We start from the raw sequence: 26,568 nt of genomic DNA on the forward strand, positions 1-26,568 counted from the left end.
CCATGACTCATCACTCCACCGGAACGCCTGTTCCGCCGCGCGGGCCGAGCAGGAACTGGGTTGGGCTGCGTTCGATTTGCTCTATGACCCGAGACAGATTGCGCGCGAGATCTCGCAGCTCGGTTGTCATGATCGTAAATTCGTAAAGGCCGGTATTGGCAAAGTCTTCAAGACCCGGTCCAGCCGCTGACACGATCGTATTGAGGCTGTTGGCTGCCTGTTCCGCGCTGGCGAGCAATTCGCGAGCCGCGGCGGATGTCGCACCGGCTTCGTCCTGAAACAATGTCAAACCGTCATCGGCCGATGTCAGGATGGTATCGAGCCGATCGCTGATGCGGGCGACGTCGACACGAAATTCTGTCACCAGACTGTCGAGATTCATCATCAGACCGCCCACCCGGTCTGTTGTCGCCGCGATCACTTCCGTCTGGCCGGACAGATCGGACGAAATGCTCTCGGCGTTCGACAGGATGCGATTGACCGAGTCCAGATTGTCGTCGGACAAAAGATCCGCAGCCTGGTTCGTCACCGCCAGCAGTTGAGCGAGCAAATCGGGTGCCTGCTCGGTCAGGCTGTCGAGGGTCGAAGGCTGCGATTCGATTACCGGGTAGTCTTCGCCGATCGGGATGGTGGGCATTGCGGCATCCTGAGAGCCACCGGAAATCTGGACGAAACTGCCGCCGGTCAGACCGGCAAGCTGCAGCATGGCAAAGCTGTCGTCGCGCAATGGGGTTTCGGGATCGACTTCGATCATCACCCGGACACGCTCGATATTGGCCGGATCGACGCGGATATCGCTCACCTGGCCGACGGGAATTCCCCGATAGCGGACCTGACTGCCGGATTGCAAACCAGTGACAGCCCCGTCGAAGTAAATCAGATAACGGTCGCCGCGATCCGTAAGGCTCGACAGACCGAGCCAGAAAGCGAAGCCAAGGAGCAACCCCGCCACGGTCAGCACGAAGGCCCCGACGGCTACATATTTCGCCCGCGTCTCCATTACCTCAACCTATTCGTTCATGGAGGCAGCGGCCGGCATGGATCGCGCCCGGACACCGTTGAAATAGGCCTGCAGCCATGGATGTTGACTGCTCTTGTGGCCCTCCCATGTGTCGACCACGACCTTCTTCTCGATCAATGCGGCGATTCGATCGCAGATGGTCAACAGACTGTCCATATCGTGTGTCACCATTACGACCGTCAACTCCAGGTTCCGGCTAAGGGTTCCGATAAGGTCATCGAACGCCGCCGCACCGATCGGGTCGAGGCCGGCGGTCGGCTCATCCAGGAACAGGATGCCCGGATCGAGCGCGAGAGCCCGGGCAAGGCCGGCGCGTTTGCGCATGCCGCCGGAAAGCTCCGAGGGAACCTTGGTTCCGGCATCGGGTGGCAGTCCGACCATGGCCACTTTCAGTTGCGCGATCTCCCGCATCAGATCGCGCTTCATGCCGGTATGCTCAGCGAGCGGCACCATGATGTTTTCCTCCACCGTCATGGAGGAAAACAGGGCGCCGTCCTGAAACAGAACGCCCCATTGGCCCTGAAGGCGATGTATCTCGACTTCGGACATTGTCGAGATGTCATGACCATAGACTTCGATGGTCCCCTTGGCATAGGACTGCAGGCCAATAATCTCGCGCATCAGCACTGATTTTCCGGTCCCCGATCCCCCGACCACGCCAAGCACCTCGCCCCGGCGGACATCCATATCGAGCCCGTCATGAATCACCGTCGAACCGAACTGGGTCCGCAAGCCGCGAACCCGGATGACAGGTTGGGCTGGATCCCCATCGTCGTCGCCGTCACTGAGTTTCGCCGTCATTCCCTCCATCAAAAGCCCCAGTCGGACAGGACGATGGAGAAGACCGCGTCAAGGACGATCACCAGAAATATCGACTGGACCACCGATTTCGTCGTCAGTATCCCGACACTTTCGGCGCTGCCGGTCACGCGCAATCCCTGGTAGCATCCTACCATCGCGATCGTAAAGGCGAATACCGGCGCCTTGACCAGCCCGGCCCAGAGATGCCCGATCGCAACGTCGCTCTGAAACTGCCGAATGAAGGTGCCGAGATCGATGTCCAGGATCACGTATGCCATCAATGCGCCGCCCCCTATACCAGCGATGTTCGCCAGAAACGTTAACAGCGGGAACGTGATCAGCAGCGCGATCAGCCGCGGAACGACCAGGGCCTCGACCGGGTCCAGGCCGATCGTGCCCATGGCGTCGACCTCCTGGTTCACCTTCATCGTGCCAATCTGCGCCGTAAACGCGGATCCGGATCGGCCGGCCAGGATGATCGCCGTGACAAGGATGCCGAGTTCACGCAGCACGGAAATGCCGATCAGGTTGACGACGAACAGGTCAGCGCCGAATTGCCGGAGCTGCACGGCGCCCTGATAGGCGATCACGATGCCGACCAGGAACGACAGCAGACACACGATCGGAACGGCATTCAAGCCCGTCTGCTCGGCATGAAAAACAATCGACGTCGTCCGCAGCCGCGAAGGATGCCTGATCAACCGCCCGAAACGGGTGACAATCAGCCCCAGGAATCCGACCAGGCCGCGGGCTTCATCGCCGACGTCGAAGACCGTGCGGCCGACGGATTCCGCGATCCCGCCGAGGCGCGATCGCCCGGATGCAGGCGATGCATTTTCGCCGCCCGATCCTTCCCCTTTCGGTTTATCGACGGACTCCGACACCGTCGCCAGAACCGAAGCGGGTTTCGTCCGGGCGCCCGACACCTCCACCGTCCGGCCGCTCCCGGCCAGCAAGAGGCGAAGGCGGCGAACCATCAATGCCCCGGCGGTATCCAGAACCTCCAGATCCGCAAGATCGAGACGGACCTTCCCTGCCGGACAGCGCGCGACGACGGTGTCGACCATGCCGGACAATTCCTCGACCGATTGAACCGTCCATCGTCCGACACAGCGAATCACGGCACCCGTGGATCCCGCCACCAGATCAATGGCGAAGAGCGGTTCCCCGCGCGCGCCATTGCGCGTAGACTGTGTCGTAATCGTATGGTCCGGTGAACCCATATGTCGGAAATATCCTTGCGGTTTTCGTCGTTGCCTGGCTGAAGCGTATGGCAACCTTCTCCAGTGGATCGGTCGTTATGCCGCCGCCTCTGCTAACGGCATGAATTCCGCACGGTACGACATAGCCGAACCGTCGCGGCAACAATAGGGCACGAGAATAATGGATCTTAAGGACCATATCCGCCATGTCCCGGATTTTCCCAAGCCGGGCATACTTTTCTACGACATTTCAACCCTTCTGGCCCATCCGATCGCGTGGCGCACCACCGTCGACCGTCTGGCCGACGCCATCGCCCCCATGCAGCCCGAGGTGCTGGTCGGGATTGAAAGCCGTGGCTTTCTGACTGCGGCCCCGCTCGCCCTCAAGCTTGGCCTGGGATTCGTCATGGTTCGCAAATCCAACAAGCTTCCCGGTCCGACGGTTAAGCATACCTATGCGCTGGAATACGGCGAGGACACGATCGAGGTTCAGGAAGGCGCGGTGTCGGAAGGTCAGCGGGTGGTGATTCTCGATGATCTGCTGGCAACCGGCGGCACGATGGCGGCGTCGGTCGAGCTGATGCGACGGATCGGTGCCGACGTCCGGGGCTGCGCGTGCATCGTCGAACTGACCTTCCTGAACGGCCGGGAGCGGATCGATACGCCGATCGAAACCCTGATCCAGTACGAAAGCTGATCGGAGCAATCCCGTGACGTCGCGGATTCCAGCCGACCCCGTCCCCCAGCCCCCTTGCCTGCCGGCGCGATGGGACGCGTTGACGTCGGGGGAGTTCGCGTCGCTTCTCGGCGGGCAGGATGGTCACCGGACGGTCGCCGTTCTCCCGATCGCGGCAACGGAACAGCACGGCCCGCATCTGCCGGTGGCCGTAGACGCCGTTATCAATCGCGGCATTCTCGGGCGCGCGATAAGCAGGCTGGATCCCGGCACACCCGTGCTGGTCCTGCCTGAACAATCCATCGGCTATTCGCCTGAGCACGACCGGTTCCCCGGCACGCTGACGCTTTCATCGTCCGCCGCGCTTTGCATCTGGACGGAAATCATCGCCTGCGTGGCCGCCACGGGGATCCGCCGGCTGCTCATCTTCAACAGTCACGGCGGGCAGGTCCCTCTGGCGCGACTGCTGATCCGCGAGGCCAGAGCGCGGAACGGAATGCTCGCAACCGCCGTGAGCTGGCCCGATTTCGGTACTCCGCGTGAACTCCTTGATGCCGGCATCATCGACGAGGCCGAGTGCCGGCATGGGCTGCATGCGGGCCAGGTCGAAACGGCAATGATGATGGCCCTGGCACCCGACAGTGTGCGGATGGACCTGCTAGCGGATTTTCCCTCGCGGGCCCGGGATATGGCCGCGCGTTACGAATGGCTGGAACCGGAGGGGGCGGCACGTATCGGCTGGCGCGCCGAAGATCTCAACGCCGCCGGGGCGACCGGCAACGCCGCCAAGGCGACCGCCGCGACCGGTGATATCCTTCTCGATCACGCGGCCACGGCACTTGCCACGCTCTTGTCGGAAATGACCGACCCGGCCCTTACCGACCAGTGGCTGTCGCCCTTAACCTGAATCGCCCGCATCGGCTAGGCGCTGCGGGACGAAATCGGATAAACACCTGGTTGCAATGTTTTCAGGGTTGATGGAGCGCGATCCGACAACGCGGTCCTGCCTTGATGACGATCTGTGCCAGCATCGGTATTCTGGATGTTCGCGGCGCCATGATCCGGTCGCGCTGCGGGCGTCGCAGCACCGCCGCCTCCATGTGGCGCGTCGTCATCATCGCTTCCCGATATCGGGCTGGATCTGGAATCTGGTTTCGGCCCCTTCCCCGCGTCACCACCCTCGTCGCCACGATGGAGCATCGAGGCCCTGGTGGCAGCATAGCGCAGAGTCTGATTCTGATAGCGCCGCCACGCCAGGGGAATGCTCACCAGATAGGCAAGCCCCATGGCGAGCAACATCAGCCAGGTTGCCGTGATCATTCCGGCGATCACCAATCCCATACCGACGAGAACGAATACGAGGTATTTCGCCGGTATGAACACCGATTTCAGCGAAAATGTCGGCAGCGTGCTGACCATCAGAAGCCCGGCGCCCATGGTCCAGATGCCGATCAGTATCGGGAACTCCTGAAGCGCGATGCCGGTTTCGAGGAAGAAGAAGATCGGCAGCATTGCCAGTCCGGCACCGGCCGGTGACGGGACACCCGTAAAGTAGCTGGATGCCCAGGGCGGACGGTCTTCGTCGGTGAGCTGCACATTGAACCGTGCCAGCCGCATCGCCGCGCAGACGGAAAAGATCAGCACCACGGCCCAACCGAATTGCCCCGCTTCGTGGATCGACCAGAAATAGATCATGAGCGCCGGAGCGACCCCGAAGCACACGAAATCCGACAGACTGTCGAGTTGCGCGCCCATCGGGCTGGTGGCTTTCAGGAGCCGGGCGACGCGACCGTCCAACGTGTCGAGAACAGCGGCGATCAGTATCGCGATCGCGGCCAGTTCGAACCGTCCGTCGATGGCCAGCCGAATGGATGTCATGCCGGCACAGAGTGCGAAGGTCGTGAGTATATTCGGCAAGAGCCGATTGAACGTGACGTTCCTGGCCCGCCGATGGCGTCTTGGCCGTATCATATGGTGTCCCTTTCGGCCGATCTCTGCCCGGCCTGGCGCCTGGTATGGGCCTTTCCCGGGCGGAACCGGCCGCTTAGATGCCGTGGCCGATCCGCTGCGGCTCGGCGGTGTCGAGGTCGGCAATAACCGTTTCGCCCCCGATCATCGTCTGGCCGACGACCACGAGAGGGGCAACGCCCGGCGGCAGATAAACATCCGTCCGGCTGCCAAATCGGATCAGACCGAAACGATGGCCGACCCGGCAGGTGGCGCCGTCGGTCAGGTTGTTGATGATCCGACGCGCTACCAGACCGGCGATCTGGACGACAGCGATTTCTCGGCCATCGGTCAGCTCGATCACCGCGCCACAGCGTTCGTTTTCCTCGCTGGCCTTGTCCAGGTTGGCACTGAGGAACTTGCCAGGGTGATAGTGAACCCTGGAGACCCGGCCATCTATCGGTATCCGGTTCACATGTACATTGAAGACGTTGAGAAAGATCGATACCCGCGTCAACGGTTCGTCGCCGAGATCAAGTTCTTTGGGCGGCAGCGCCTGACCGATCGCCGACACCAGCCCATCGGCCGGCGCGACGACCAGCCCCGGTCGGGTCGGCACGACCCGCACGGGATCGCGGAAAAAATATACGCACCACGCTGTTGCCAGAACCCCTAGCCAGCCAAGCGGCTCCCAGAGAAAGAACAGGATCAGGGTGACGGCGGCAAATGCGGCGATAAAGGGGTAGCCCGCCCGATGGATGGGAGCGATCACGGTTCTGAGGGCGGAAGTGCCCGCGGTGCCAGCCATATTCGGTTCCCGGCCTTTCGGCGATTGAGTTGAAGAGTGTCGTCGAGCGGCGGCAGCGATCAGCCGCCGCTTTGATTTATACGCGTTCAGGTTACCATTTATTTGCCCCGGCGACGATGGTGGCTATATGTAACGGCTTGCCGACTCAATTTGAACCACCGAATTGACACGCCGCGCCGGCCACAGGAAAAGAGGGGCACCGATGTCCGACCCTATTGCCGACGACAGCCAATACCGTCCCACCGGGTCGCTTCCTGCCATTTCGCTGTGGGCGACCAATGTCGGCCGGCCCGTCCGAAGCCTTGACGACTGGATCGATCGGCTGGCGAAGCAGGCCCGCATCGCTGCCGATACCGGCCACGAACTGTTGGTGCTGCCGGAATATGCCTGCGCCCAATGGCTCCACATGCCCGGCGCACCGGAATCCGCCAGCGACGAGATACCGTGGATGGCCGATCTGGCGGCCGATGCCGCGTCGGCTGTAGCCCGGATGGCAGTGGACACCGGTATGGACATCCTGGCGGGCAGTTGGCCCTGGCGATGCAACACGGGCGATACCTCCGCCGTCAACCGCGCGTTGTTCTGCCGGCCCGACGGCACGGCGATCGTCCAGGACAAGTTGACACTGACCCCCGGTGAGCGCGACCCCGCCGCCTGGACGCTGATGCCCGGCGAGTCGGTCGCCGTGTTCGATTGGCGCGGCTGGCGCACGGCGATCCTGATCTGTCTGGATATCGAGCAACCATCCATTGCCGCGCGGCTGGCGCCACTGGATATCGACCTGATCCTGGTGCCGAGCATGACCGCCGCTGCAACCGGCTATCACCGCGTCCATTCATGCGCCCGAGCGCGGGCCATCGAACTGATGACGGTCGTCGCAACGGTCGGTACGATCGGAACGTTGCCCGATGGAACCACCAACAACGGCGGCGCGGCCGTCTATGGCCCCTGCGAACCCGGCCTGATCGATGACGGACTGCTGATCGGAACCGGGCGCCTGAACCAGCACCATGGAGACGGCCCCGTGCTATCGGTCCGCGACCTGCCGCTGGCGGCCGTCAGGGCCATGCGCCACGGCAGCGCCGAGGTCTGGCCGGGGCCGTGGGATGCGGCGAATATCGCCATCAGGCACGAGCCCGGACTGAAGCCCTGAAGCCCCGTCCGGCGACAATGGTTCCGTCACTTGGAATTGGAAACAGGTGCCACCATCTGACGTGCTGCGGCGACCTGCGACGGGCAGAACGGAAGGGTGCATCATGGATATCAATCGCTTACTGGAGAATTTCCTCGGTCAGGGCGGCGCCGGCCAGAGTCAGGGCGCTGGACGCGCTGCCGGGCAGGCTACCGGGCAAGCTACCGGGCAAGCAGCCGGACAGTCCGGCGGCGGATTATCGGGGCTCGCATCGAGTCTGGGCCTGGGGTCGGCCGGGGGATCGGGCCTGCCGTCGGGCCTGGCGGGCGGAGCCGCCGCCGGTGGTCTGATTGCCCTGTTGATGGGAAACAAGAGCGCGCGGAAATTCGGCGGCAAAGCCCTTACCTATGGCGGCCTCGCCGTCGTTGGCGGCCTGGCCTACAAGGCATGGAGCAACTACAAGGCCAACACTTCCGGCAATGGCGCGCCCGGCGCGATCGCCACCGGCGCTGGCTCACCCGCCGCCGACGCTTTCGACCCCGCCACCCAGCATGACAGTGCCGGCGGCGACATGCGCCTGACGCTCGTGCGCGCCATGATCAGCGCGTCAAAGGCCGATGGCCATATCGACAAGGACGAGAATGCTCGCCTGCAGGAAGCCATTCAGTCGATGAATCTTGCGGCGGACGAAAAGGCGTTCCTTTTCGACCAGATGAATGCACCCAGCGACCCCGTCACGATCGCGCGCCTGGCCAGGGGCGAGGAGCAGGCGGCCGAAATCTATCTCGCCTCGGCGCTGTCGGTGGATGTCGACACGCCCGAAGAACGCCGATACCTTGAGAGGCTCGCCGATGCGCTGCATCTGCCGGACGAACTGCGTCGGCAGTTGGATGCCCAGGCTGAAGAAGCGGGCGCCGCTGGCCAGTAGGGCGGATCTTCAGCCGATCGCAGGCTGCTGCTGCGTAATGCAATGAATGCACCCACCGCCCCAGGCGATGTCGTAGGCCGGCACCTGAATGATCTGGCGGTCAGGATAGACTTCGCGGAAGACCTTGTAGGCGCGGTCGTCGGCCGATTGTCCGAAACCGGGAATAATGACCGCGCCATTGCAAAGGTAAAAATTGGCATAGGACAGGGTGATGCGGCCACCGGTCGGATAGTCCCGGGCGGCCGGCTGCGGCAGTTCCACGACCTGCAGCGCCGCACCGGTCGCATCGGTGGCACTCCGCAATATGTCAAGATTGTCCTGAAGGACGTCGTAATTCGCATCGTCCTTGTCGTCAGTCGTCAACGCCAGAACGACACCCGGCTTGGCGAAGGCCGCGATCTCGTCGACATGACCGTCGGTTTCGTCTTCCTCGTATCCCTGAGGCAGCCAGATCGTTCGCGTGATTCCCAGCCACTGAGCGAGGTTTTCCTCGACCTTCTCCTTGGTCATGCCCGGATTCCGGTTCGGATTGAGCAGGCATTCCTCGGTCACGATGGCCGTGCCAAGGCCGTCGACCGTCACAGCTCCCCCTTCGAGCACGAATGGCGCTTCGAATCGCTGGACACCGACGCGGTCGACGATACCGGCGGCAACGGCGGCGTCCTTGTCATAGGGCGTGTACTTTCCGCCCCAGGCATTGAACCGGAAATGAGCGGCGGCCATACCGCCCTGACCGTCGAGGAGGAATATTGGACCGCTATCCCGCAACCAGCTATCGTCAATTTCCAGCGGCATCACCTCCACGCTCGACCCGAGGGCGAGCGATGCTTCGATTACGTCGTCCGGGTTGCAGACCATTGTAACCGGCTCGACCGACGAAATCGCATTGGCCACATCGGCATAAGAAGCGCGTGCAGCCTCGATTCGGTCTCCCCAGATTTCTGCACGGCAAGGCCACGCCATCCACGTCCTTGCGTGGGGCGCCCATTCGGCCGGCATCCTGAAGCCGTGGTCTGCGGGCGTGGCCATGATCGGCTATCCTGCTGATGGTGACGCGATGGAAGAGAGTATGAATGGTCGATGGGTTTGGCAATCCTGCCGTGCAGCATTGCCGATGCCAGCCCGGTCGCCAACCCCGTGGTCAGCCCCGTCGTCAGCCCCGTCGTCAGCCGTCGTCATCCCTGAATGCGGCCTGCGCATCTTCCTGCCGCCGTCGTTCATGACGCATCAGAACCACACCCGCAACCAGAATACCGGTTGCCACGATTCCGACAATGATGGTGGCCAGGGCATTGATCTCGGGACTGACGCCCAGCCTGACGCTGGAAAAAATATACATCGGTAACGTCGTCGCCCCCGGCCCGGTAACAAAGCTGGCGATCACCAGGTCATCGAGTGAAAGGGTGAAAGCCAGCAGCCACCCGGCAACCAGCGCCGGCGCGATGATCGGCAGTGTAATGACAGCAAAGGTCTTCAACGGCCGCGCGCCCAGATCCATCGCCGCTTCTTCGATCGATCGGTCGAAACCGACCAGCCGGCTTTGGACCACGACCGCGATATAGGCCATGGAAAAGGTGATATGCGCAATCGTGATCGTTGTGACACCCCGGCCGGACGGCCATCCGATCCATTGTTCCATCGAGATGAAAAGCAAAAGCTGGGACAGACCGGTGATGACCTCGGGCATGACCAGCGGCGCCGTCAACATGCCGGCGAAAAGGACCCGCCCTGGAAAGCCGCGGAACCGCACCATGGCATAACCACCCATGGTGCCGAGCACGACGGCAACCGTCGCCTGAACTGCCGCAATGCGCAGGGACAGCCACGCAGCGCTCAGAACCTGTTCGTTGGCGGCAAGTTCCCGGTACCACTGGGTGGAAAACCCGGCCCATACCGTCACCAGCCGCGACTCGTTGAAGGAATAGACGATCAACAGCAGGATCGGCAGATACAGAAAGGCATAGCCGAACGCCATCGTCGTCAGCAGGAATGCGGAACGCGGCATTACTGCTCCTCCCGCAGCAGCCGGCGATTGCGCACCGCCTGGATCACCACGATCGGCACCACCAGCACCAGCAGCAACGCGACCGCGACGGCGGAAGCCACCGGCCAGTCGCGGTTATTGAAGAATTCGTCCCACAGCACCTTGCCGATCATCAGCGTATCCGGACCGCCCAGGAGTTCCGGTATGACGAACTCGCCCACCGACGGCACGAAAACCAACAGCGACCCGGCAAGAATTCCCGGCATCGACAGCGGCAAGGTGATGGTCAGGAAGGTTTTCCAGGGCCGGCAGCCAAGATCGGCGGCAGCTTCCAGCAGCGCGCCGTCCATTTTTTCAAGCGTCGCATAGAGCGGGAGGATCATGAAGGGCAGATAGGAATAGGTAATGCCGAGATAGACAGCCAGATCCGTGTTGATGATCTGTAGCGGCTCGTCGATGATGCCAATGCCGACCAGCAGGTTGTTGAGATAGCCATTGCCGCGCAAAATCCCCATCCACGCATAGACGCGGATCAGGAACGACGTCCAAAACGGCAGGATGACCAGCAACAATAGCGGTATCCGCCACGCCCGGTCGGCCCTGGCGATACCGTATGCCACCGGATAGCCGATCAGCAGACACAACAGGGTCGAAATCAAGGCAATCTTGATCGAATTCAGATACGCGACGGCATAAAGGCTGTCCTGCATCAGAAACAGGAAATTGGCAAAGTTCAGGTTGATCGTCAGATAGGCGTCGCCCGCCCATTCCACCAGCGGCGTATAGGGCGGCCGCCCGAACACCATCTCGGCCAGGCTGATCTTGAGGACGATCAGAAACGGCACCAGAAAAAACAGCACCAGCCAGCCATAGGCGGGCAAGAGCGCGAAAAACCGCCCGGTCAGACCGACCCGGCGTCCAACAGCCGCAATCCGGTCGCCAATGCCGATGCCGGGCACACTTGCAGAACCTGCCTCCGGCGACCCGCCCGGGCCATGATCAGGTACATGATCCGGGGTCCTGTCCGTGGGAATCGTCATTCGGTCACCACGACAGCCGCCTGAGGACGCCAGCCAATCGTGACGCGGTCCTCCCACGTAATCGGCATTTCGGTGCGCCGGGCGAGATTGGGCGCGGTGACCCTGACGGTTGTCCCGTCATCGAGATCGATCATGTAGTTGGAGGTGCTGCCCAGATAAGCAATATCCCGAACGATACCGGCCGCGGTGTTGCGCGACCCATCTGGCGCCGCCCCGTTGCCCGCCCTGGCCCCGTTGCTCCCGTCGACAAGCTCGATCGAGAGCTTTTCCGGACGCACGGCGACCCAGACCCGGGTTCCCAGGGCAACGCCGCCGGTCGAGGCAACCCGCAGGATGCCCAGCGACCGACTGCCGGTATCGACGGACAGAATACCGGACTCCGCATCGGTGACGACGCCCTCGAACATGTTCACCGACCCGATGAACTCTGCCACATAGCGGCTGTGGGGGAATTCGTAAATCTCGCCCGGAGTGCCCAGCTGGGCGACGTAACCGCTGTCCATCACCGCGATGCGGGACGACATGGTCATGGCTTCTTCCTGATCGTGCGTGACGACCACGAAAGTGATGCCGAGCTGTTCCTGAATGTTGACCAGTTCGAACTGGGTGCGCTCGCGCAGCTTCTTGTCGAGCGCCGCCAGGGGTTCGTCCAGCAAGAGCAGCTTCGGCTTCTTGGCCAGACAGCGCGCCAGTGCCACCCGCTGACGCTGCCCGCCGCTCAGCTGGTGCGGTCGCCGGCGCCGGAACGGAACAAGTTGGACAAGGTCCAGCATTTCCTCGACCCGGTCGCGGATTTCCGCCTTTGTCAGGCGGTCCTGTTTCAGCCCGAAGGCCACGTTCTGTTCCACCGTCATATGCGGGAACAACGCATAGGACTGGAACATCATGTTGACCGGCCGATTATACGGCGCGATCCCCGCCATATCGACGCCGTCGATGAAAATGCGCCCGGATGTCGGCTGTTCGAACCCGGCCAGCATGCGCAGCAAGGTCGTCTTGCCGCAGCCGGACCCGCCCAACAGCGCGAAGAACTCGCCCTGATAGATCGAAAGACTGACATCGTTGACGGCGACAAATCCGCCGAACGACTTGGTCACGTTTTCGATCCGGATATAAGGCTGGGCGGCGGGGTCCTGCCAGGGTTCCTTCAGGGCGCGTGCGCGGGAATTCTGGGCCATGATCGACCGGTGGACCTCCTGGGTGGGGTCGGCTGGGTGGGTCGGAAAGCGTTCGCCAGAAATCGGTGGCCGGGAATCGGTGGCTGGAAACCGTTCTGGTCGGGAGAGCCGGTCCGGCCATTGCCGCACCGGCCTCCCTTGCCCGCCACTACTGGCCGGTGCGTACCCGGGTCCAGGTCCGCGTCCGCGCCCGTTCATAGGAAGGATCGACGGACTGCGCCGAGAACAGCCGGTCCTGTACCTCCTGCGGTGGGAACACGGACGGATCCGACGATATTTCGGGGTCCATCAGGTCGCGCGAGGCAGGAACGGCGTTCGCATAGACGACATAATTGGTGATGTCGGCAATGATTTCGGGTTGCAGGATGAAGTTGATGAACTCATGCGCCGCTTCGGGATTGGGCGCATCGGCCGGGATGCCCATCATGTCGAACCACAGCACCGTTCCTTCTTCCGGAATGGTATAGCCGATCGTGAAATCCTGTTCGGCTTCGGCGGCACGGTCCCGCGCCTGGAAAACGTCTCCCGACCAGCCGATCGCCAGACAGATCTCGCCGTTCGCCAGGTCGTTGATGTATTGCGAAGAATGGAAATAGCGCACATGTTCGCGCAGTTCCATCAGCCTGTCTTCGGCTTGCTGCAATGCGTCGAGATCTTCGCCATACGGATCGTGGCCAAGATAGTTCAGCATCATGGGAATGATTTCAGCCGCGTCGTCCAGCATCGACACGCCGCAATCCGCAAAATTCGCCACCACTTCCGGGTCGAAGATCAGATCCAGCGAGGTCAGCGGCGCATCCTGCATGCGCTCCAGCACGGCTTCCCGGTTATAGCCGATGCCGTTCGTGCCCCACATATAGATGACGCCGTAATCCTGGGTGTCGACACGGTCCATCAGGCTGGCATCGAGGTTATCGAGATTCGGGATCAGATCCCGGTCCAGTTCCTGATAGATCCCGGCGTCGACCTGGCGCTGGAAATACGGAACAGCTGTCGGCACGACAATGTCGTATCCGGCCGCACCGGCCATCAGCCGGGCTTCGACAACCGAGTTGCTGTCATAGACGTCGTAATTGACGCTGATGCCGGTTTCTTCCTCGAACCGTTCGATCGTGTCTTCGGCAATATAGTCCGACCAGTTGAAGACGTTGAGTTCCTGGGCGCCGGCGGTCGTTCCCGCCATGCCGACAACGCAAAGCGCCGTCGCCGCCAATCCCGTACCGATCGCCCTGCCGTGATTCCTGCTCTGCCGCATGGCCTGCCCTGCCTCGTTTGTGATTGCCCCTCGCACCGCGTGGCCGCAACCCTCGCGGGCGCGGCGCGGCCTTACTCTTTGTCAAAGACGAACGATAAGAGCAACACTCTTTGCGATCCAGCGCCAATTGGTGCCGAAGGCCGGGCCCAGGGGATCGGGCCCAGGGGATCGGGCCCAGGGGATCGGGCCCGTGGTTTCCCTCTGTAGGGGCGGAAACTCTAAAGCCGCCCCAGATCCCGCGCCGTGGCGTCGATCGCTGCCCGGGCGCGTTCGAGAATCAGGTCGATATCGTCGCGTGTCGCGATCAGCGCCGGCGACAGCACCATCGCGTCCCGCACGGCCCGCATCACGAGATTCTGTTCGAAACAGTGATCCCTGCAGCGGCTGCCGACCGAGCCCATATCGGGGAAGCGGGCCCGGGTCTTGCGGTCCGCGACCAACTCGATCGCCCCGATCAGTCCTTCGCTGCGCACTTCGCCGACAATCGGATGATCGTCGAACACCTCGTGAAGGCGCCGGTTGAGATAGGGCCCGGTATCGTCGCGAACGCGCTCCACCAGCCCCTCGCGCCGAATCAGGTCGATATTGGCCAGGGCGACCGCGCAGGGCACCGGATGGCCCGAATAAGTATAGCCGTGGTAGAATTCGCCGCCCTTGTCGATGAGGGTATCCGCGACCCGGTCGCCGACCATGACCGCAGAAAGCGGCTGATATCCCGACGTTATCCCCTTGGCCAGGGTCATCAGGTCCGGCTTGATGCCGTACCGGTCCGAACCGAACCAATGGCCGGTCCGCCCGAAGCCGGTAATGACCTCGTCGGCGATCAGCAGCACGTCATGGCGGCGGCAAATCTGCTGGATCCTTTCCCAGTATCCGGCCGGCGGTATGATCACGCCGCCCGCGCCCTGGATCGGCTCGCCGATAAAGGCCGCGACGGTGTCGGCGCCGAGTTCCAGGATCCGATCCTCAACCGCCTGTGCCGCCCGTTCAGCGAACGCCTCTTCGCTCAGGTCGCCACCGGCATCGTACCAATAGGGCGCCATGACGTGGTGGAAACCCGGCATCGGCAGGTCGGCCTGACGGTGCATCGCCGACATGCCGCCGAGACTGATCGAGGCCATGGTCGAGCCGTGATAGCCATACTGCCGGCCGATGATCGTCTTTTTCCGGTGCTTGCCCTGCAGGTTCCAGAAATGCCGAACCATGCGCACGATGGTGTCGTTCGATTCCGATCCCGACGAGCCATAGAACACATGGTTCAGCCCCTCCGGCGTCAGGTCGACCAGCGTGGCCGCCAGTTGCACCGGCGACGGCGTCGCCGTTTTGAAGAAGCAGTTATAATAGGGCAGCGTCTGCAGCTGCTCGTATGCCGCGCGTGCCAGTTCCTCGCGTCCGTAGCCGACATTGACGCACCATAGCCCCGCCATGGCGTCGATCATCTCGCCGCCATCGGTGTCCCATAGCCGCAATCCGTCGGCCCGGGCGATGATCCGGCTGCCCCCCTCGCCGGCCAGCGCCTTGTAGTCGGTGAATGGATGAAGGTGGTGGGCGGTATCCAGCTTCTTCAGTTCCGCCGTACCCGGTATCGATTGTCCTGCCATGGTCTGGCCCCTTTGTGCATGGGAAGTCCATGCGTCATGCTAATCAGCCGTAATGCGCGGCCCATTGACCGCACCCCTCGCGTCGGTTCGGCGCCAGCCGTCACGCGCAACACTTCACACGCGGGGAGGATTATAGCCGATACGGGCGCAGAGAATCAGAAGAACGTCTTTGGGTGTCCGGTTGCCACGATATCGCCCCTGCGGTCGACAAAGGCTGCGATAGCCATCGGTTGAAATGCCGTGCACGTCCATGACGCTCGAACTCTCCCGACACCCCGGATTTACCGGGCGATGGTGCTAGACATTCAGCAGCAGGTTCTCGCGTTCCCACGAACTGATCACCTGCTGATAGGCATCGTACTCAGCCAGCTTAACATACCATACGGCATCGACGAATTTGTCGCCCAGAACCTCGCGCAACGGCTTCGAAGCACTGAACTTGCCCAACGCATCCCAGAGATGGCGCGGCAGCGTGAAAGCCAGCCGTTTGGCGCTGCCTTGTATCTGCTTCGACGGCTCCAGCGCCTGCACCATGCCCAGATAACCGCAGGCAAGCGATCCGGCGATCATCAGATACGGGTTGGCGTCGGCCCCCGCGACGCGATTCTCGACCCGCGTCGCGGCTGCCTCCGAGATCGGCACCCTGAAGCCGACGCTGCGATTGTCACGGCCCCAGTGAACGTTGATCGGCGCATCGCTCTCCGGATCCAGGCGGCGGTACGAATTGACGTTCGGCGCGAACAGCGGCATCGCCGCCGGGACGAATTTCTGCAAGCCGGCGACGAAGCCCCGGAACAGGTCGCTGTGTTCGCCGTCTTCGGTAACGAAAAGATTGCGACCCGTTTCGATATCGACCACCGACTGGTGCAGATGCATGGCGCTGCCGGGTTCGTGCTGCATCGGCTTGGCCATGAAGGTGGCATAGACGTTATGCCGCAACGCCGCCTCGCGCACGGTGCGCTTGAACAGCAATACCTGATCGGCCAGTTCCAGCGGCTCGCCGTGGTTGAAGTTGATCTCGATCTGGGCGGCGCCGGCTTCGTGGCTCAACGTATCGATATCGAGATTCATCACCTCGCAGTAGTCGTAGACGTCCTCGAAGATCGGGTCGAATTCGTTGACCGCATCGATACCATAGGCCTGGCGCCCTGTCTCCGGGCGTCCCGACCGGCCGATCGGCGGCTCAAGCGGATAGTCGGGATCGGTGTTGACCCGGACCAGATAGAATTCCAGCTCGGGCGCGACGATCGGGCGCCAGCCGCGGGCCTCGTACAGCGCCAGAACCCGTCGCAGAACCTGGCGCGGCGAAATCGAGACCGGGTTGCCATCGGCATAGACGCAGTCGCAGATCAGCTGGGCCGTCGGCTCGTCGTACCACGGAACAAGGCGTACCGAATTGGCGTCGGGCACCATATAAATGTCGATGACGGCATCGTCGGTGACGTCCTCGTCTCGCGGATAGGTGCCGGTGACCGTCTGGATGAAGATCGATTCGGGCAGGCGGAGACCGCGTGACGAGAGGCTCTTGACGAATTTCTCGTCCGGCAGGATCTTTCCCCGCGCGATGCCATTCATATCCGGAACCAGACATTCGACCTCGGTAACGCCGTGTTCGGCCAGATAATCTTCGAGTACACCCATATATACCGGCCGGGACTTGCGCCCCGGCTCCCCTGTTGATCGCCATTCGCGGCTATGGCCATGTTCCGCTGGAGCCGTCTTCGGCTAGGATCGACCAAGCCCGGCTGTAGATCAACCCAAGGTTCAACGCGATTGCTTTGCTTGACACCAACGCCGCGTCGTTCAGCATCCGGTTCTGGATATCATTCGTCCCGGGCCGCAGCCAGACGAATCCCGACGACCACACAGGCTTGAAATGACAGACCGCAACGACATCGACCCCGTGACACCATCCGGCACCGATCAAAGCCCGCCCAGAACGGGGCGTGAGACGCTTCCCAAAGCCCCGGAGGCCGAGGTGGACGCGTTTCGTCGCGCACACCCGGACGTAACGCAGATCGACGTGCTCATCCCGGATGCCAGCGGCGTATTACGGGGCAAAAAGGTTCCGGTCGAAAGCCTGAAGAAGATCTATCGCGAAGGGGCGATGTTTCCAGGATCGCTGTTCGCAACGGATATCACGGGATCGACGGTCGAAGAGACCGGCCTCGGATTCAAGGACGGCGATTCCGACCGGCCCTGCTTTCCCGTGCCGCAGACGCTCGACCCGATCCCCTGGCTGAAGCGGCCGACCGGACAGATCATGCTGTCCATGCGCAATCCCGACGGTACACCCTTCTTTGCCGATCCGCGCGCCGTTCTGGCGGGCGTGGTCCAGCGGCTGAACGACGACGGCTATTTTCCGGTCGTTGCCATCGAACTGGAATTCTACCTGATCGACCGTGCCCCAACGGCGGATGGGCTTCCGCAGCCGCCGCTTTCTCCGGTCTCGGGCCGTCGCCAGGGCGAAACGCAGGTCTATGGCATCGAGGAGCTGTATGATTTCGATGCCATGCTGAGCGATGTCTACGACGCCTGTCAGGCCCAGAACATTCCCGTGGACAGTTCGGTTTCGGAGTATGCACCCGGTCAGTACGAGATCAATCTGCATCATGTCGCCAATGCGATGGACGCCTGCGACGATGCAATCCTGTTCAAGCGGGCCGTCAAATCGGTGGCGATGCAGCACGGCATCGACGCCACCTTCATGTCGAAGCCATACGCCGATCAGTCGGGCAGCGGATTCCACATTCACCTCAGCATGCTCGACCGCGATGGCCGCAATATCTTCGCCGCAGAGGATGTTCACGGCACACCCGAATTGCGCCACGCGATCGGCGGACTGGGCGAGACCATGGCCGACGGCATGGCGTTTTTCGCCCAGAACCAGAATGCTTTCCGGCGGTTCCAGACCAACAGCTATGCCCCGCATGCACCGACATGGGCGCATAACAACCGCTCGGCGTCGCTGAGGATTCCCCCCAGCCCGGCTGAATCGCGCCGGGTCGAGCACCGGGTCGCCGGCGCGGACGCCAATCCGTATCTGGTCATGGCGGCCGTGCTGGCCGGGGCCCATTACGGCCTGACCCACACGATCGATCCCGGAAAGCCGGTGACGGGCAATGCCTACGAGTCGGTCGATCAGACCCTGACCTCGTCGTGGATCCAGGCGCTGGAAAGGCTGGAGAAGTGCGATATCTTCCGTGACTATCTGGGGACGCAGTTCGTCGAAGTCTATCTGGCGCTGAAGCGGGCGGAGCGGGAGAAATTCTTCTCCATGATCACGGCGTTGGAATACGAATGGTACCTGCACCGGGTCTGAGCGAGGGCCGCGGGCCTTCTGGTTGTCCTGGTCGACGCATATTCGGCAATAATTGCAGTTTGGCTTGCGCAGTCCTTTCTGCATCAACGATTCGTGCGACCGGCAGACCCGACGCGGCATTCACAAAGCCGCACACGTGCACGGACCAGGTGGCGTCGACGTGACGACCGATCTTGCCCCCTTGTCGGCACGCGCGAAAGCCGCCGCTGCCTTCCGGTTGGCCCGGCTGCTGGGCCGCACGGAAGTGACGGTCGGCGGTTCTCTGGGTCGCTTCACCGGCCACACCGACGATGCCGTAATGCTGCGCCATTATGGCCGTACCGGCACCTGGAGCGCCGCCGGTGTCAATGCGTTGGCCGCCGCGGCCCGCGCCGCCGCCCGCGACGGTTTGGCGCCGCTTCTGGTCGATGTTGGTGCGAGCGTGGGACTGGTCACGGCGGGCATTCTGGGTCAGGCGCCGGGAACCGCACTGGCACTGGAGCCCGATCCGGAAACCTTCTCCATGCTCGTTCGCAATATGGCGTCCGCCGGCCTGAATGGGCGGGTTACCACGCTGCGGCGGGCGGCGGGTGCTGCGAATGTCGACGCGACAGGCGCGCCACTTGCCGCCCGGATGGTCCGTACACCCGGTAATGGGGGCGATATCCGCGTCGCCTCCGTGGCCCCGCACAATGAATGTCAGCCCGAAGCCGCTCCACTCTCCACCCTCGACGGGATCGTGCCCCTGAACGATAAGTCACTGGCCCTGCTGCTGAAGATCGATACCCAGGGGCACGAACCCGACGTTCTGGCAGGCGCGCCTGGCGCACTTGCACGAGCGACACTGACAATGGTCGAGTTCTGGCCTCATGGCTTGCGTCAAATGGGGCACGATCCCGCCAGTTTTGCGACCCGACTGATGGGACGGGTGGCGACCGGGATGGCGACGGCGGCGTTGCTGCACGACGAGCACACACGCCAGGAAATCGTCTGGCAAACACCCGAGACGGTCCTGCAGTACCTACTCGACCTGTGCGACACCGCCGACGATCCCGGCCGCCAGGTCGAGGTCCTGCTGAGGCCGTCGCAGGTCTATCCGTAGAGCCCTTTGAACAATCTACCCTTCTCCGTAACCATGACGATGGCGATCGACGCAGCGCCGAGCACAGCCATGCCAAGGGTCATTGGGACGACGCTGCCGTCATAGGCCTGGCCGATGAAATAGCCCAGTACCGCTCCGCCGACGGTGCTGAGCGCGCCGACAAAGGCCGACCCCGTGCCCGCCACATGCCCCAGTGGATCCATGGCCATGGCGTTGAAGTTGGGCATGATCAAACCGAAAGCGAACATGGTCAGCGCCTGAAAGCCGACGAACGTATAGATCGTCTCGAAGCCCAGCAAAGCGACCAGCGCATGAACCGAGCAAACAGCGGTGAACAGCAGCAGCGCCGTATGCGAGACGCGCCGCATGCCGATGCGTTCGACGATTCGCGAGTTGACAATGGAGGCGAGGGCGATCGAAAGGGCGATCAGCGAGAAAACGACCGGGAACGCCGCCCCCAGTTCGAACACTTCGACGAAGACCTGCTGGGCGGAATTGATGAACCCGAACAGCCCGCCCATGATAACGGCCGCGCCGAGACCATAGCCGACAGTCATACGGCTCGTCAGGACGAAGCCGAACGCGCTGCCGATCGATTGCGGGGAAATCGGCGTCCGTCGCGCCGGCGGCAACGTCTCGGGAAGGCGGACGGCGATCCAGATCGCCAGCGTTACGCCCAGAATCGTCAACAAGCCGAAGATCCACTGCCACGGACCGAACAGCACGATGAGCTGGCCGATCGAGGGCGCGATCACAGGCACAGCGATGAATACGATCATCACCAGAGACATGACCTTGGCCATCGGTCTGCCGCCATAGCAGTCGCGCACGATGGAGACCGCGATGACACGAGTGGCCGCGGCGCCGACGCCCTGCATCGTTCGGGCAAAGAGAATCTGGTCGAAGGTCGAGGCCATGATCGCCATGGCACCGAACACCGAATAGATGAGCAGGCCTACGATCAGCACTGACTTGCGGCCGTAGCGGTCGGTGATCGTGCCATAGAACAACTGACTGATGCCGAAACCGATCAGATAGGCCGAGATGACCAACTGATTGGCGTTGGCATCGGTCACGCCGAGTGAGCCGCCGATCGCCGGCAATGCCGGAAGCATGATGTCGATGGCCAGGGCGTTTACGGCCATCATCGCAGCGACGATCGTGACGAACTCGCCGAACCCCATGCCGGGATGCGCGGTCCCTTGCCCGGCGCTGGCCCCAGGCTTGCCCCCGGGGCTGCCCCCGGGACCAGAGCGTATGTCGGATCCGGCTGAAGTCGAATTGCGTGCCATGCGGTCGCTCTGTGATGTTCCTCGTGCCGAAACCGGCCTGGAGCATCGCGAAAAGCGATGCCGGATGAACCGATGCCCGCGATATCCGCAAAACCATAGAGGATGAAAACGCACTCGGGAAACCGGTTCCGTAACCTGCGGCCTGCCCGAAGGTTCGTCAAGAAAGCGAATGTCGGCACCCCGATACGTGCATAAGTCATGACGACGGCGATCTTTCGTTGATCGCGCCCGCCATCACAGGCTACCATCGCCTCGGCAAAAGGATCGCGGTGCCGATACAGGGGCCGGTTTTTGGGAGGGAAAGACGCTATGACACTGACCATCGGCGCACTGGCGCGGTCATTCATCTGGGCATTCGCCGGATCGCTGGTCTTTTCGGTCGTCCTGTTTCCCTACGGGGGTGCGGGCGGGCTCGTCGGACTTCAGGTGATGGTTGCCCATACCTTCGCGATTTTCGTCGCCGGCCTGATACTGAACGCGTATCCGACGGTGACGACCCCGATCTACAAACGGTTCATGGGGCTTCGCGGTCTGGAATCGGTGATCATATTCCTGCTGATGATCGAGCTCGCGGCGTTGGGCTCGGTCGCCGCCATCTGGCTGATCGGCGTCGTCGTCGCCTTCTTTGGCTGGTGGACGGGCAGAGTCGGCACCACCTGGGCCGCAGCCCACTTCGCGGTTACCACCGGCTTGTTCGTTTATTTCCACCACATGCGCCACGCAATGCGCGGGACTTCCTGGTTCACGGCGCCGATTGCCCTGAGCCTGGCAATGCTGCTGATACCCTTCATATACGAAGGCATTTACTTCTTTTAGCAGTCCCCGAAACTGACCGCATCCGGGCCTGAAGCAAGCGGTACCCATTGCATTGCGTATCGAACGCCAGTCTGTGCGCCGCCATGACAGCCGACCGGGACCGACTGCTGCAAGCCGGTTCTGGTCGGCAATTCTGGCATGGTCTGACTGAACCCGGCTTGCGATGCCGTGCTACAGCGCTTCGGCGACTGCCTTGCCGCATGTCGTCGTGTCGGTCTTGCCGCCGAGATCACGTGTCCGCAACGACGGTTCCGCCATGACCTTTTCGATCGCGGCCAACACGGCAGCCCCGGCCTCCGCCTGACCGAAATGGTTCAGCATCAATGCTGCCGACCAGATCTGGCCAATCGGATTTGCGATGCCTTGCCCGGCGATATCGGGCGCCGAACCGTGTACCGGCTCGAACAATGACGGGAATACGCCTTCGGGATTGATGTTTCCAGAAGGGGCAATTCCGATCGTGCCGGTACAGGCCGGCCCCAGATCGGACAGAATGTCACCAAACAGATTCGATGCCACGATGACGTCGAACCAGTCAGGATGCAGAACGAAATTTGCGGCAAGAATGTCGATATGGAACTTGTCGGTCGAAATGTCGGGGTACTGATCGGCCATCGCCTCGAATCGTTCATCCCAATAGGGCATCGTGATTGAAATGCCGTTGGACTTGGTCGCCGACGTCACATGCCGTCTCTTGCGTGTCGCCGCCAGTTCGAACGCGTATTTCATCACGCGGTCGACACCGGTCCGCGACATGACGGTTTCCTGGATGACGACCTCGCGGTCCGTGCCTTCGAACATCCGGCCGCCGATCGACGAATACTCGCCCTCGGTATTTTCCCGGACGATATAGAAATCGATATCGCCGACATTCCGCCCCGCGAGCGGCGGCGTGATCCCCGGCATCAGTCGCACGGGCCGAAGGTTGACATACTGGTCGAAGACGCGCCGGAACTGAAGCAGCGATCCCCATAGCGAAATGTGGTCGGGCACCGTTTCCGGCCATCCAACCGCACCGAAAAAGATCGCGTCCTGACCCTCCAGCTGCTGCCGCCAGTCGTCGGGCATCATCTGCCCGTGTTTGGCATAGTAGTCGCAGGATGCGAAATCGAACCAGGTCTGTTCAATCCGGAAGCCGAACTTCGAGGCAGCCGCCTCCAGCACCCGGACCCCTTCGGGCATCACTTCCTTGCCGATTCCGTCACCCGGAATGACGGCGATCCTATAGCTTTGCGTCACGTCTCTTTACTCCGTCTCGGTCTGCCCGCAAACGACCGGCGCCCCAGCGCCGGAACCTCAAGCCCCGGAGCCGGGATCACCCGTGTCTGCGTACTCTTGTAGTCTATCCGCGACCGTCGGCGCCATCTCATCGGCAACATTGGCAAAGGCGATGCGCAGATAGGGCTGCTGTCCGGCGCCGAACATCGTGCCGGGAAGGACCAGTAGCCGTTGCTGGCGGGCCAGTCCCTCGGCGATCGTCGCGGCCGCCGTGCCGTCGAACGGATGCCGGAGATAGGCGAAGAACGCGCCGATGCTGACAAGATCCCAGGCCGGAGCCCTGCTCGTCACCGCCGAGCGAAAGCGATCGGCGCGGCGAGCCAGCAGACGGGCCTTTTCCGTCGACCATTCGCCGAGCGACGCCAGTGCGAACAGTGCCGCCTCCTGTCCGATGCGCGGGGCACAAATCGCCATGCAATCCATGGCCTTTTCCAGCACGGCGATCAGCCGTGGCCCGGCAATTACCGAACCGACCCTATAGCCGGTCATGCTGTACGCTTTGGAGAAACTATAGAGCTGTACGACCGTATCGCCCCAATCGGAATCCTGGAACAGGGCGTGGGGAATGCCTGTCCCTCCTGCCCTGCCGGTGCGAGCCGCCGAATTATCGGCAAAGCGGCCTGGATGAAAATCCTTGTACGTTTCGTCGAGGACCAGCGCGATACCCGCACGACGGGCCACAGCGGCGAATGCATCGAGCAACGGCGCAGGATAGACCGCGCCGGTGGGATTGTTCGGCGTAACCAGCACGATCGCGCGAGTGCGGGGCGTGATCAGGCGTTCGGCCTCGATCGGGTCCGGAATCCCGGCGCGATCGGGCCGAAACGGCAATGTCACGGTCTTCAGTCCCAGAGCGTCGAGCCACATCTTGTGATTGAAATAATGCGGCTCGGGCAACAACACCTCGTCCCCCGCCGAAGCCAGGCACTGCATGGTCAGGCAGAACGCCTGATTGCAGCCCGCGGTAATGGCGACCCGCTCGGCCGGAATCGCCGCCTCGTACACGGACGACATATGCACGGCCAGAGCGTCCCGAAGCGCGGGCAGGCCCAGAATGTCGGTATAGAGATGCGTTTCGGGCCGCGTCAGTAACGCCGAAAGGTGATCTGTCAGTGAGACCGGCGGCGGGTCGGCAGGAACCGCCTGCGCCAGATCGATCAATGGCCGGTTCGGGTCTATGGGCAATCCCCTGATCCAACCCTGGGCAGCCGCGATCGGCGGCGCCTCCACGGACTCGAAGGACGGGTTGAACTGCATCGGCATGTCTCTTTCTCATCGTGCCATCGGACGGCTGATCGCAGCCGGTCGGTCCCGTCGACAGTCAGTCAAGCCGGTTCAGCGGCATGGTCGCGCAGTGAACACCGCCGCCGCCGCGAGTCAGAAGATCGAACGCGGGCGCGAGAACCTCGATCCCCTCGGCCCGCAGCCGATCGTTCAGCCCGGTCTGATGAGCCGGCGAAATGACCCTGTCATTGCCCAGCGCCAGAATGTTCGCTCCCAGCGCCATGGCGTCGCGATAGCTGACCGGCAGCCGCCTTATGCCCCGTGCGTCGATCCAGTTCAGAAGATCGGGTTCCAGAACATCTTCGCAGACCAGCGCCAGGCCGTCGGTCACCATGCAGAACAGCAAATCCAGATGCAGGAAATGCTCTGCGAACGGATAGAGCCGGACCTCCCAGCCCGCCGCATCTTCAAGCCAGCCCGCGAACTGCCGGGCACCAACCTCGGACGTGCGTTCTCCGGAATGGCCGATCAGCGCCAGTCCGGGGCGGATAATGTGAATGTCGCCACCCTCCAGACTGCCATGAGTGGCGTATCCCCATATCGGGATACCGGCGGATTGATAGAATTCCAGGATAGAGGCGTACTCGCCCCGCCGCTGGGGGCGGAACAGCTGCGTAACGACGGCGCCCCAGGGCGTCATCTGTGAACTGTCACGGGTATAGACCTGATATGGCAGATGCGGATCAGGGGTCAGATAGTGGCGGCGCACACTGGCGGTATCGAGCGCGGATTCCAGCTCGCGAAATTGAGCGGCGACCTCTGCCGGCTCCGGCTTTTCGCCGGCGGCCAGCGCGGCCTTCGCGACGACATTGGTCGGGATCCAGTCATAGTGATCCGGCCGGCAGAGCAACACATCCGTCAGCACGCCGGTTTCCGACCCAACTCCCCATTGCATTCGCGGTCCTTTCGATTCTCCTGATGCGGTCGTCACGATCGGGCGGCCACCACTGGTTTTCGCCTCCCTCCGTCCAAGGATGCACCGTCCCGCCCACAGCCCACAAGAACCGAACGTGTCACAAAGAAAACTCTGAAGATTCCGCAACCCGCCACTGGATATTCTGCTGTGCCGAAAGACATTGCTGGTCATGCAAAGAGACCGCGTCGCCAGAGATCGTTTTATCAGAGACCGTTTTGTCAGAGCGGGCCGGCGCAAGGTCGGCATTGCGGCCGCAGTCGCCTGCGCGATGACGATCTTCATCGGCACCGTGTGGGCGTTGGGACCGTTGGATTTCGCGCCAACGACCGGTTACGCATGGTTACCGGCGGTGATGGTATTTGCGCTGACGCTCGGCCTTATGATGGTTTTTCTCCCGCTTCACCGGGGGGTTGACCGGTTCGGTGCAGCAAACGGCGTGACACTGGCACGCGGCGTCATCACCGCCTGGCTCGCCGGATTGATCGGAACCCAGTTCGATGTAACGACTGTTGGCTGGTGGGTCACCGGCGCGGCCCTGCTCGCGCTTTCACTCGACGGCATAGACGGTTACCTCGCCCGGACCCAGAAGACCGCATCACCCTTCGGAGCGCGATTCGATATGGAAATCGACGCGTTGTTCATCCTGCTGATGTCGTATCTGGTCTTCGAAGCCGGCCGGGCTGGCCCCTGGGTACTCCTGATCGGTTTGATGCGGTACGGCTTCGTCGCCGCCGGATGGCTCTGGCCATCGCTGCGCGACGAACTTCCGCCAAGTTTCCGACGCAAGTTGGTTTGCATCATCCAGGGTGGCGCTCTGACGCTGTGCTTCGTGCCACTGCTCGGCGACATGGCTTCGACGATCCTGGCCATTCTGGCGCTTGCATCACTGGCGTGGTCGTTCGGCATCGACATTCTGTATCTGAGCCGGCGCCGACTCGCCACCGGCAGCGACCACAGTGGAGCGACTTCATGATACCTCATTTTTCCGATAGTCAGATAATCGGCC

Annotated in this window: 24 protein-coding genes; 8 read left to right on the forward strand and 16 right to left on the reverse strand. The window is 62.3% G+C overall.

Features of this window, described 5'->3' with window-relative positions:
* Positions 1-10 precede the first annotated feature (10 nt).
* From ABZ728_RS10140 to ABZ728_RS10150, 3 genes are read right to left on the reverse strand one after another with little or no spacing between them, the layout of a single operon-like run.
* Positions 11-1,000 carry an MlaD family protein gene (locus ABZ728_RS10140; protein WP_366655980.1) on the reverse strand — a complete coding sequence of 330 codons (990 nt, stop codon included), beginning with the start codon at positions 998-1,000 and terminating at the stop codon, positions 11-13.
* Between the two features lie 9 nt (positions 1,001-1,009).
* On the reverse strand, positions 1,010-1,822 hold the full coding sequence (locus tag ABZ728_RS10145) for an ATP-binding cassette domain-containing protein (RefSeq protein WP_366655981.1): 813 nt from the start codon (positions 1,820-1,822) through the stop codon (positions 1,010-1,012).
* Between the two features lie 8 nt (positions 1,823-1,830).
* The gene (locus ABZ728_RS10150; RefSeq protein ID WP_366655982.1) at positions 1,831-3,045 is read right to left on the reverse strand and encodes an MlaE family lipid ABC transporter permease subunit; all 1,215 of its coding nucleotides are present in this window, start codon (positions 3,043-3,045) and stop codon (positions 1,831-1,833) included.
* A 160-nt stretch (positions 3,046-3,205) separates the two neighbouring features.
* Between ABZ728_RS10150 and ABZ728_RS10155 the strand changes: the two genes are divergently transcribed.
* Both ABZ728_RS10155 and ABZ728_RS10160 read left to right on the forward strand, forming a co-directional pair.
* Positions 3,206-3,721, forward strand: a complete 516-nt coding sequence (locus ABZ728_RS10155; RefSeq protein WP_366655983.1) for an adenine phosphoribosyltransferase — start codon at positions 3,206-3,208, stop codon at positions 3,719-3,721.
* Between the two features lie 13 nt (positions 3,722-3,734).
* On the forward strand, positions 3,735-4,607 hold the full coding sequence (locus ABZ728_RS10160) for a creatininase family protein (RefSeq protein WP_366655984.1): 873 nt from the start codon (positions 3,735-3,737) through the stop codon (positions 4,605-4,607).
* A 14-nt stretch (positions 4,608-4,621) separates the two neighbouring features.
* On the opposite strand, the gene pssA is transcribed toward ABZ728_RS10160, so the two are convergent.
* Positions 4,622-5,671: a CDP-diacylglycerol--serine O-phosphatidyltransferase gene (gene pssA / locus ABZ728_RS10165; RefSeq protein ID WP_366655985.1), complete on the reverse strand. Its 1,050-nt coding sequence runs from the start codon at positions 5,669-5,671 to the stop codon at positions 4,622-4,624.
* Between the two features lie 73 nt (positions 5,672-5,744).
* Positions 5,745-6,455 (reverse strand): phosphatidylserine decarboxylase, encoded by a 711-nt coding sequence (locus ABZ728_RS10170; RefSeq protein ID WP_366655986.1) that lies wholly within the window; start codon positions 6,453-6,455, stop codon positions 5,745-5,747.
* Positions 6,456-6,657: 202 nt separating this feature from the next.
* On the opposite strand from ABZ728_RS10170, the gene ABZ728_RS10175 reads away from it, so the two are divergent.
* Entirely contained in the window at positions 6,658-7,608 is a 951-nt protein-coding gene (locus tag ABZ728_RS10175) for a nitrilase-related carbon-nitrogen hydrolase (protein WP_366655987.1), read from the forward strand.
* A gap of 103 nt (positions 7,609-7,711) precedes the next feature.
* Positions 7,712-8,515, forward strand: a complete 804-nt coding sequence (locus ABZ728_RS10180; RefSeq protein WP_366655988.1) for a tellurite resistance TerB family protein — start codon at positions 7,712-7,714, stop codon at positions 8,513-8,515.
* Positions 8,516-8,524: 9 nt separating this feature from the next.
* Here ABZ728_RS10180 and ABZ728_RS10185 read toward each other — a convergent pair whose 3' ends face one another.
* From ABZ728_RS10185 to ABZ728_RS10215, 7 genes are all read right to left on the reverse strand, one after another.
* Positions 8,525-9,544, reverse strand: a complete 1,020-nt coding sequence (locus ABZ728_RS10185; RefSeq protein WP_366655989.1) for an agmatine deiminase family protein — start codon at positions 9,542-9,544, stop codon at positions 8,525-8,527.
* Between the two features lie 136 nt (positions 9,545-9,680).
* Entirely contained in the window at positions 9,681-10,520 is an 840-nt protein-coding gene (locus ABZ728_RS10190) for an ABC transporter permease subunit (RefSeq protein WP_366655990.1), read from the reverse strand.
* A complete protein-coding gene (locus ABZ728_RS10195; RefSeq protein WP_366655991.1) occupies positions 10,520-11,539 on the reverse strand; it encodes an ABC transporter permease subunit in 1,020 nt (339 codons plus the stop codon). The genes ABZ728_RS10190 and ABZ728_RS10195 overlap by 1 nt, the downstream gene beginning before the upstream one ends.
* Entirely contained in the window at positions 11,536-12,717 is a 1,182-nt protein-coding gene (gene potA / locus ABZ728_RS10200) for a polyamine ABC transporter ATP-binding protein (protein ID WP_366655992.1), read from the reverse strand. The genes ABZ728_RS10195 and potA overlap by 4 nt, the downstream gene beginning before the upstream one ends.
* Positions 12,718-12,865: 148 nt before the next feature.
* Positions 12,866-13,972 carry a polyamine ABC transporter substrate-binding protein gene (locus ABZ728_RS10205; protein WP_366655993.1) on the reverse strand — a complete coding sequence of 369 codons (1,107 nt, stop codon included), beginning with the start codon at positions 13,970-13,972 and terminating at the stop codon, positions 12,866-12,868.
* A gap of 218 nt (positions 13,973-14,190) precedes the next feature.
* Positions 14,191-15,573 carry an aspartate aminotransferase family protein gene (locus ABZ728_RS10210; protein ID WP_366655994.1) on the reverse strand — a complete coding sequence of 461 codons (1,383 nt, stop codon included), beginning with the start codon at positions 15,571-15,573 and terminating at the stop codon, positions 14,191-14,193.
* 297 nt (positions 15,574-15,870) lie between these two features.
* Entirely contained in the window at positions 15,871-17,214 is a 1,344-nt protein-coding gene (locus tag ABZ728_RS10215) for a glutamine synthetase family protein (protein ID WP_366655995.1), read from the reverse strand.
* A gap of 235 nt (positions 17,215-17,449) precedes the next feature.
* Between ABZ728_RS10215 and ABZ728_RS10220 the strand changes: the two genes are divergently transcribed.
* On the forward strand, positions 17,450-18,895 hold the full coding sequence (locus ABZ728_RS10220; protein ID WP_366655996.1) for a glutamine synthetase family protein: 1,446 nt from the start codon (positions 17,450-17,452) through the stop codon (positions 18,893-18,895).
* A gap of 160 nt (positions 18,896-19,055) precedes the next feature.
* Positions 19,056-19,976: an FkbM family methyltransferase gene (locus ABZ728_RS10225; protein WP_366655997.1), complete on the forward strand. Its 921-nt coding sequence runs from the start codon at positions 19,056-19,058 to the stop codon at positions 19,974-19,976.
* On the opposite strand, the gene ABZ728_RS10230 is transcribed toward ABZ728_RS10225, so the two are convergent.
* On the reverse strand, positions 19,967-21,268 hold the full coding sequence (locus ABZ728_RS10230; protein WP_366655998.1) for a multidrug effflux MFS transporter: 1,302 nt from the start codon (positions 21,266-21,268) through the stop codon (positions 19,967-19,969). The genes ABZ728_RS10225 and ABZ728_RS10230 overlap by 10 nt on opposite strands.
* Positions 21,269-21,577: 309 nt before the next feature.
* On the opposite strand from ABZ728_RS10230, the gene ABZ728_RS10235 reads away from it, so the two are divergent.
* Positions 21,578-22,084, forward strand: a complete 507-nt coding sequence (locus tag ABZ728_RS10235) for a hypothetical protein (protein WP_366655999.1) — start codon at positions 21,578-21,580, stop codon at positions 22,082-22,084.
* 171 nt (positions 22,085-22,255) lie between these two features.
* On the opposite strand, the gene ABZ728_RS10240 is transcribed toward ABZ728_RS10235, so the two are convergent.
* Genes ABZ728_RS10240 through ABZ728_RS10250 form a run of 3 tightly spaced genes read right to left on the reverse strand, consistent with a single transcriptional unit; the run spans position 22,256 to position 25,541 of the window.
* Entirely contained in the window at positions 22,256-23,323 is a 1,068-nt protein-coding gene (locus ABZ728_RS10240; protein WP_366656000.1) for a tartrate dehydrogenase, read from the reverse strand.
* A 57-nt stretch (positions 23,324-23,380) separates the two neighbouring features.
* Complete coding sequence (locus ABZ728_RS10245) at positions 23,381-24,625, reverse strand: aminotransferase (RefSeq protein ID WP_366656001.1); 1,245 nt, start codon at positions 24,623-24,625, stop codon at positions 23,381-23,383.
* 58 nt (positions 24,626-24,683) lie between these two features.
* Positions 24,684-25,541 carry an arginine deiminase family protein gene (locus ABZ728_RS10250; RefSeq protein ID WP_366656002.1) on the reverse strand — a complete coding sequence of 286 codons (858 nt, stop codon included), beginning with the start codon at positions 25,539-25,541 and terminating at the stop codon, positions 24,684-24,686.
* 190 nt (positions 25,542-25,731) lie between these two features.
* Here ABZ728_RS10250 and ABZ728_RS10255 point away from each other — a divergent pair, with 190 nt between their 5' ends.
* Positions 25,732-26,535 carry a CDP-alcohol phosphatidyltransferase family protein gene (locus ABZ728_RS10255; RefSeq protein WP_366656003.1) on the forward strand — a complete coding sequence of 268 codons (804 nt, stop codon included), beginning with the start codon at positions 25,732-25,734 and terminating at the stop codon, positions 26,533-26,535.
* The last annotated feature ends 33 nt before the right edge of the window (positions 26,536-26,568 follow it).

The organism is Fodinicurvata sp. EGI_FJ10296, from assembly GCF_040712075.1.
Lineage (GTDB): Bacteria > Pseudomonadota > Alphaproteobacteria > DSM-16000 > Inquilinaceae > JBFCVL01.

Bases quoted from the DNA above. Each gene is read 5' to 3' on its own strand.
- ABZ728_RS10235 (WP_366655999.1), top strand. From the start codon at position 21,578: ATGACACTGACCATCGGCGCACTGGCGCGGTCATTCATCTGGGCATTC.
- ABZ728_RS10155 (WP_366655983.1), top strand. From the start codon at position 3,206: ATGGATCTTAAGGACCATATCCGCCATGTCCCGGATTTTCCCAAGCCG.
- ABZ728_RS10220 (WP_366655996.1), top strand. From the start codon at position 17,450: ATGACAGACCGCAACGACATCGACCCCGTGACACCATCCGGCACCGAT.
- ABZ728_RS10215 (WP_366655995.1), bottom strand. From the start codon at position 17,214: ATGGGTGTACTCGAAGATTATCTGGCCGAACACGGCGTTACCGAGGTC.
- ABZ728_RS10230 (WP_366655998.1), bottom strand. From the start codon at position 21,268: ATGGCACGCAATTCGACTTCAGCCGGATCCGACATACGCTCTGGTCCC.
- potA (WP_366655992.1), bottom strand. From the start codon at position 12,717: ATGGCCCAGAATTCCCGCGCACGCGCCCTGAAGGAACCCTGGCAGGAC.
- ABZ728_RS10250 (WP_366656002.1), bottom strand. From the start codon at position 25,541: ATGCAATGGGGAGTTGGGTCGGAAACCGGCGTGCTGACGGATGTGTTG.
- ABZ728_RS10195 (WP_366655991.1), bottom strand. From the start codon at position 11,539: ATGACGATTCCCACGGACAGGACCCCGGATCATGTACCTGATCATGGC.
- ABZ728_RS10205 (WP_366655993.1), bottom strand. From the start codon at position 13,972: ATGCGGCAGAGCAGGAATCACGGCAGGGCGATCGGTACGGGATTGGCG.
- ABZ728_RS10245 (WP_366656001.1), bottom strand. From the start codon at position 24,625: ATGCCGATGCAGTTCAACCCGTCCTTCGAGTCCGTGGAGGCGCCGCCG.
- ABZ728_RS10175 (WP_366655987.1), top strand. From the start codon at position 6,658: ATGTCCGACCCTATTGCCGACGACAGCCAATACCGTCCCACCGGGTCG.
- ABZ728_RS10185 (WP_366655989.1), bottom strand. From the start codon at position 9,544: ATGGCCACGCCCGCAGACCACGGCTTCAGGATGCCGGCCGAATGGGCG.
- ABZ728_RS10140 (WP_366655980.1), bottom strand. From the start codon at position 1,000: ATGGAGACGCGGGCGAAATATGTAGCCGTCGGGGCCTTCGTGCTGACC.
- ABZ728_RS10210 (WP_366655994.1), bottom strand. From the start codon at position 15,573: ATGGCAGGACAATCGATACCGGGTACGGCGGAACTGAAGAAGCTGGAT.
- ABZ728_RS10150 (WP_366655982.1), bottom strand. From the start codon at position 3,045: ATGGGTTCACCGGACCATACGATTACGACACAGTCTACGCGCAATGGC.
- ABZ728_RS10145 (WP_366655981.1), bottom strand. From the start codon at position 1,822: ATGACGGCGAAACTCAGTGACGGCGACGACGATGGGGATCCAGCCCAA.
- ABZ728_RS10190 (WP_366655990.1), bottom strand. From the start codon at position 10,520: ATGCCGCGTTCCGCATTCCTGCTGACGACGATGGCGTTCGGCTATGCC.
- ABZ728_RS10180 (WP_366655988.1), top strand. From the start codon at position 7,712: ATGGATATCAATCGCTTACTGGAGAATTTCCTCGGTCAGGGCGGCGCC.
- ABZ728_RS10255 (WP_366656003.1), top strand. From the start codon at position 25,732: ATGCAAAGAGACCGCGTCGCCAGAGATCGTTTTATCAGAGACCGTTTT.
- ABZ728_RS10170 (WP_366655986.1), bottom strand. From the start codon at position 6,455: ATGGCTGGCACCGCGGGCACTTCCGCCCTCAGAACCGTGATCGCTCCC.
- pssA (WP_366655985.1), bottom strand. From the start codon at position 5,671: ATGATACGGCCAAGACGCCATCGGCGGGCCAGGAACGTCACGTTCAAT.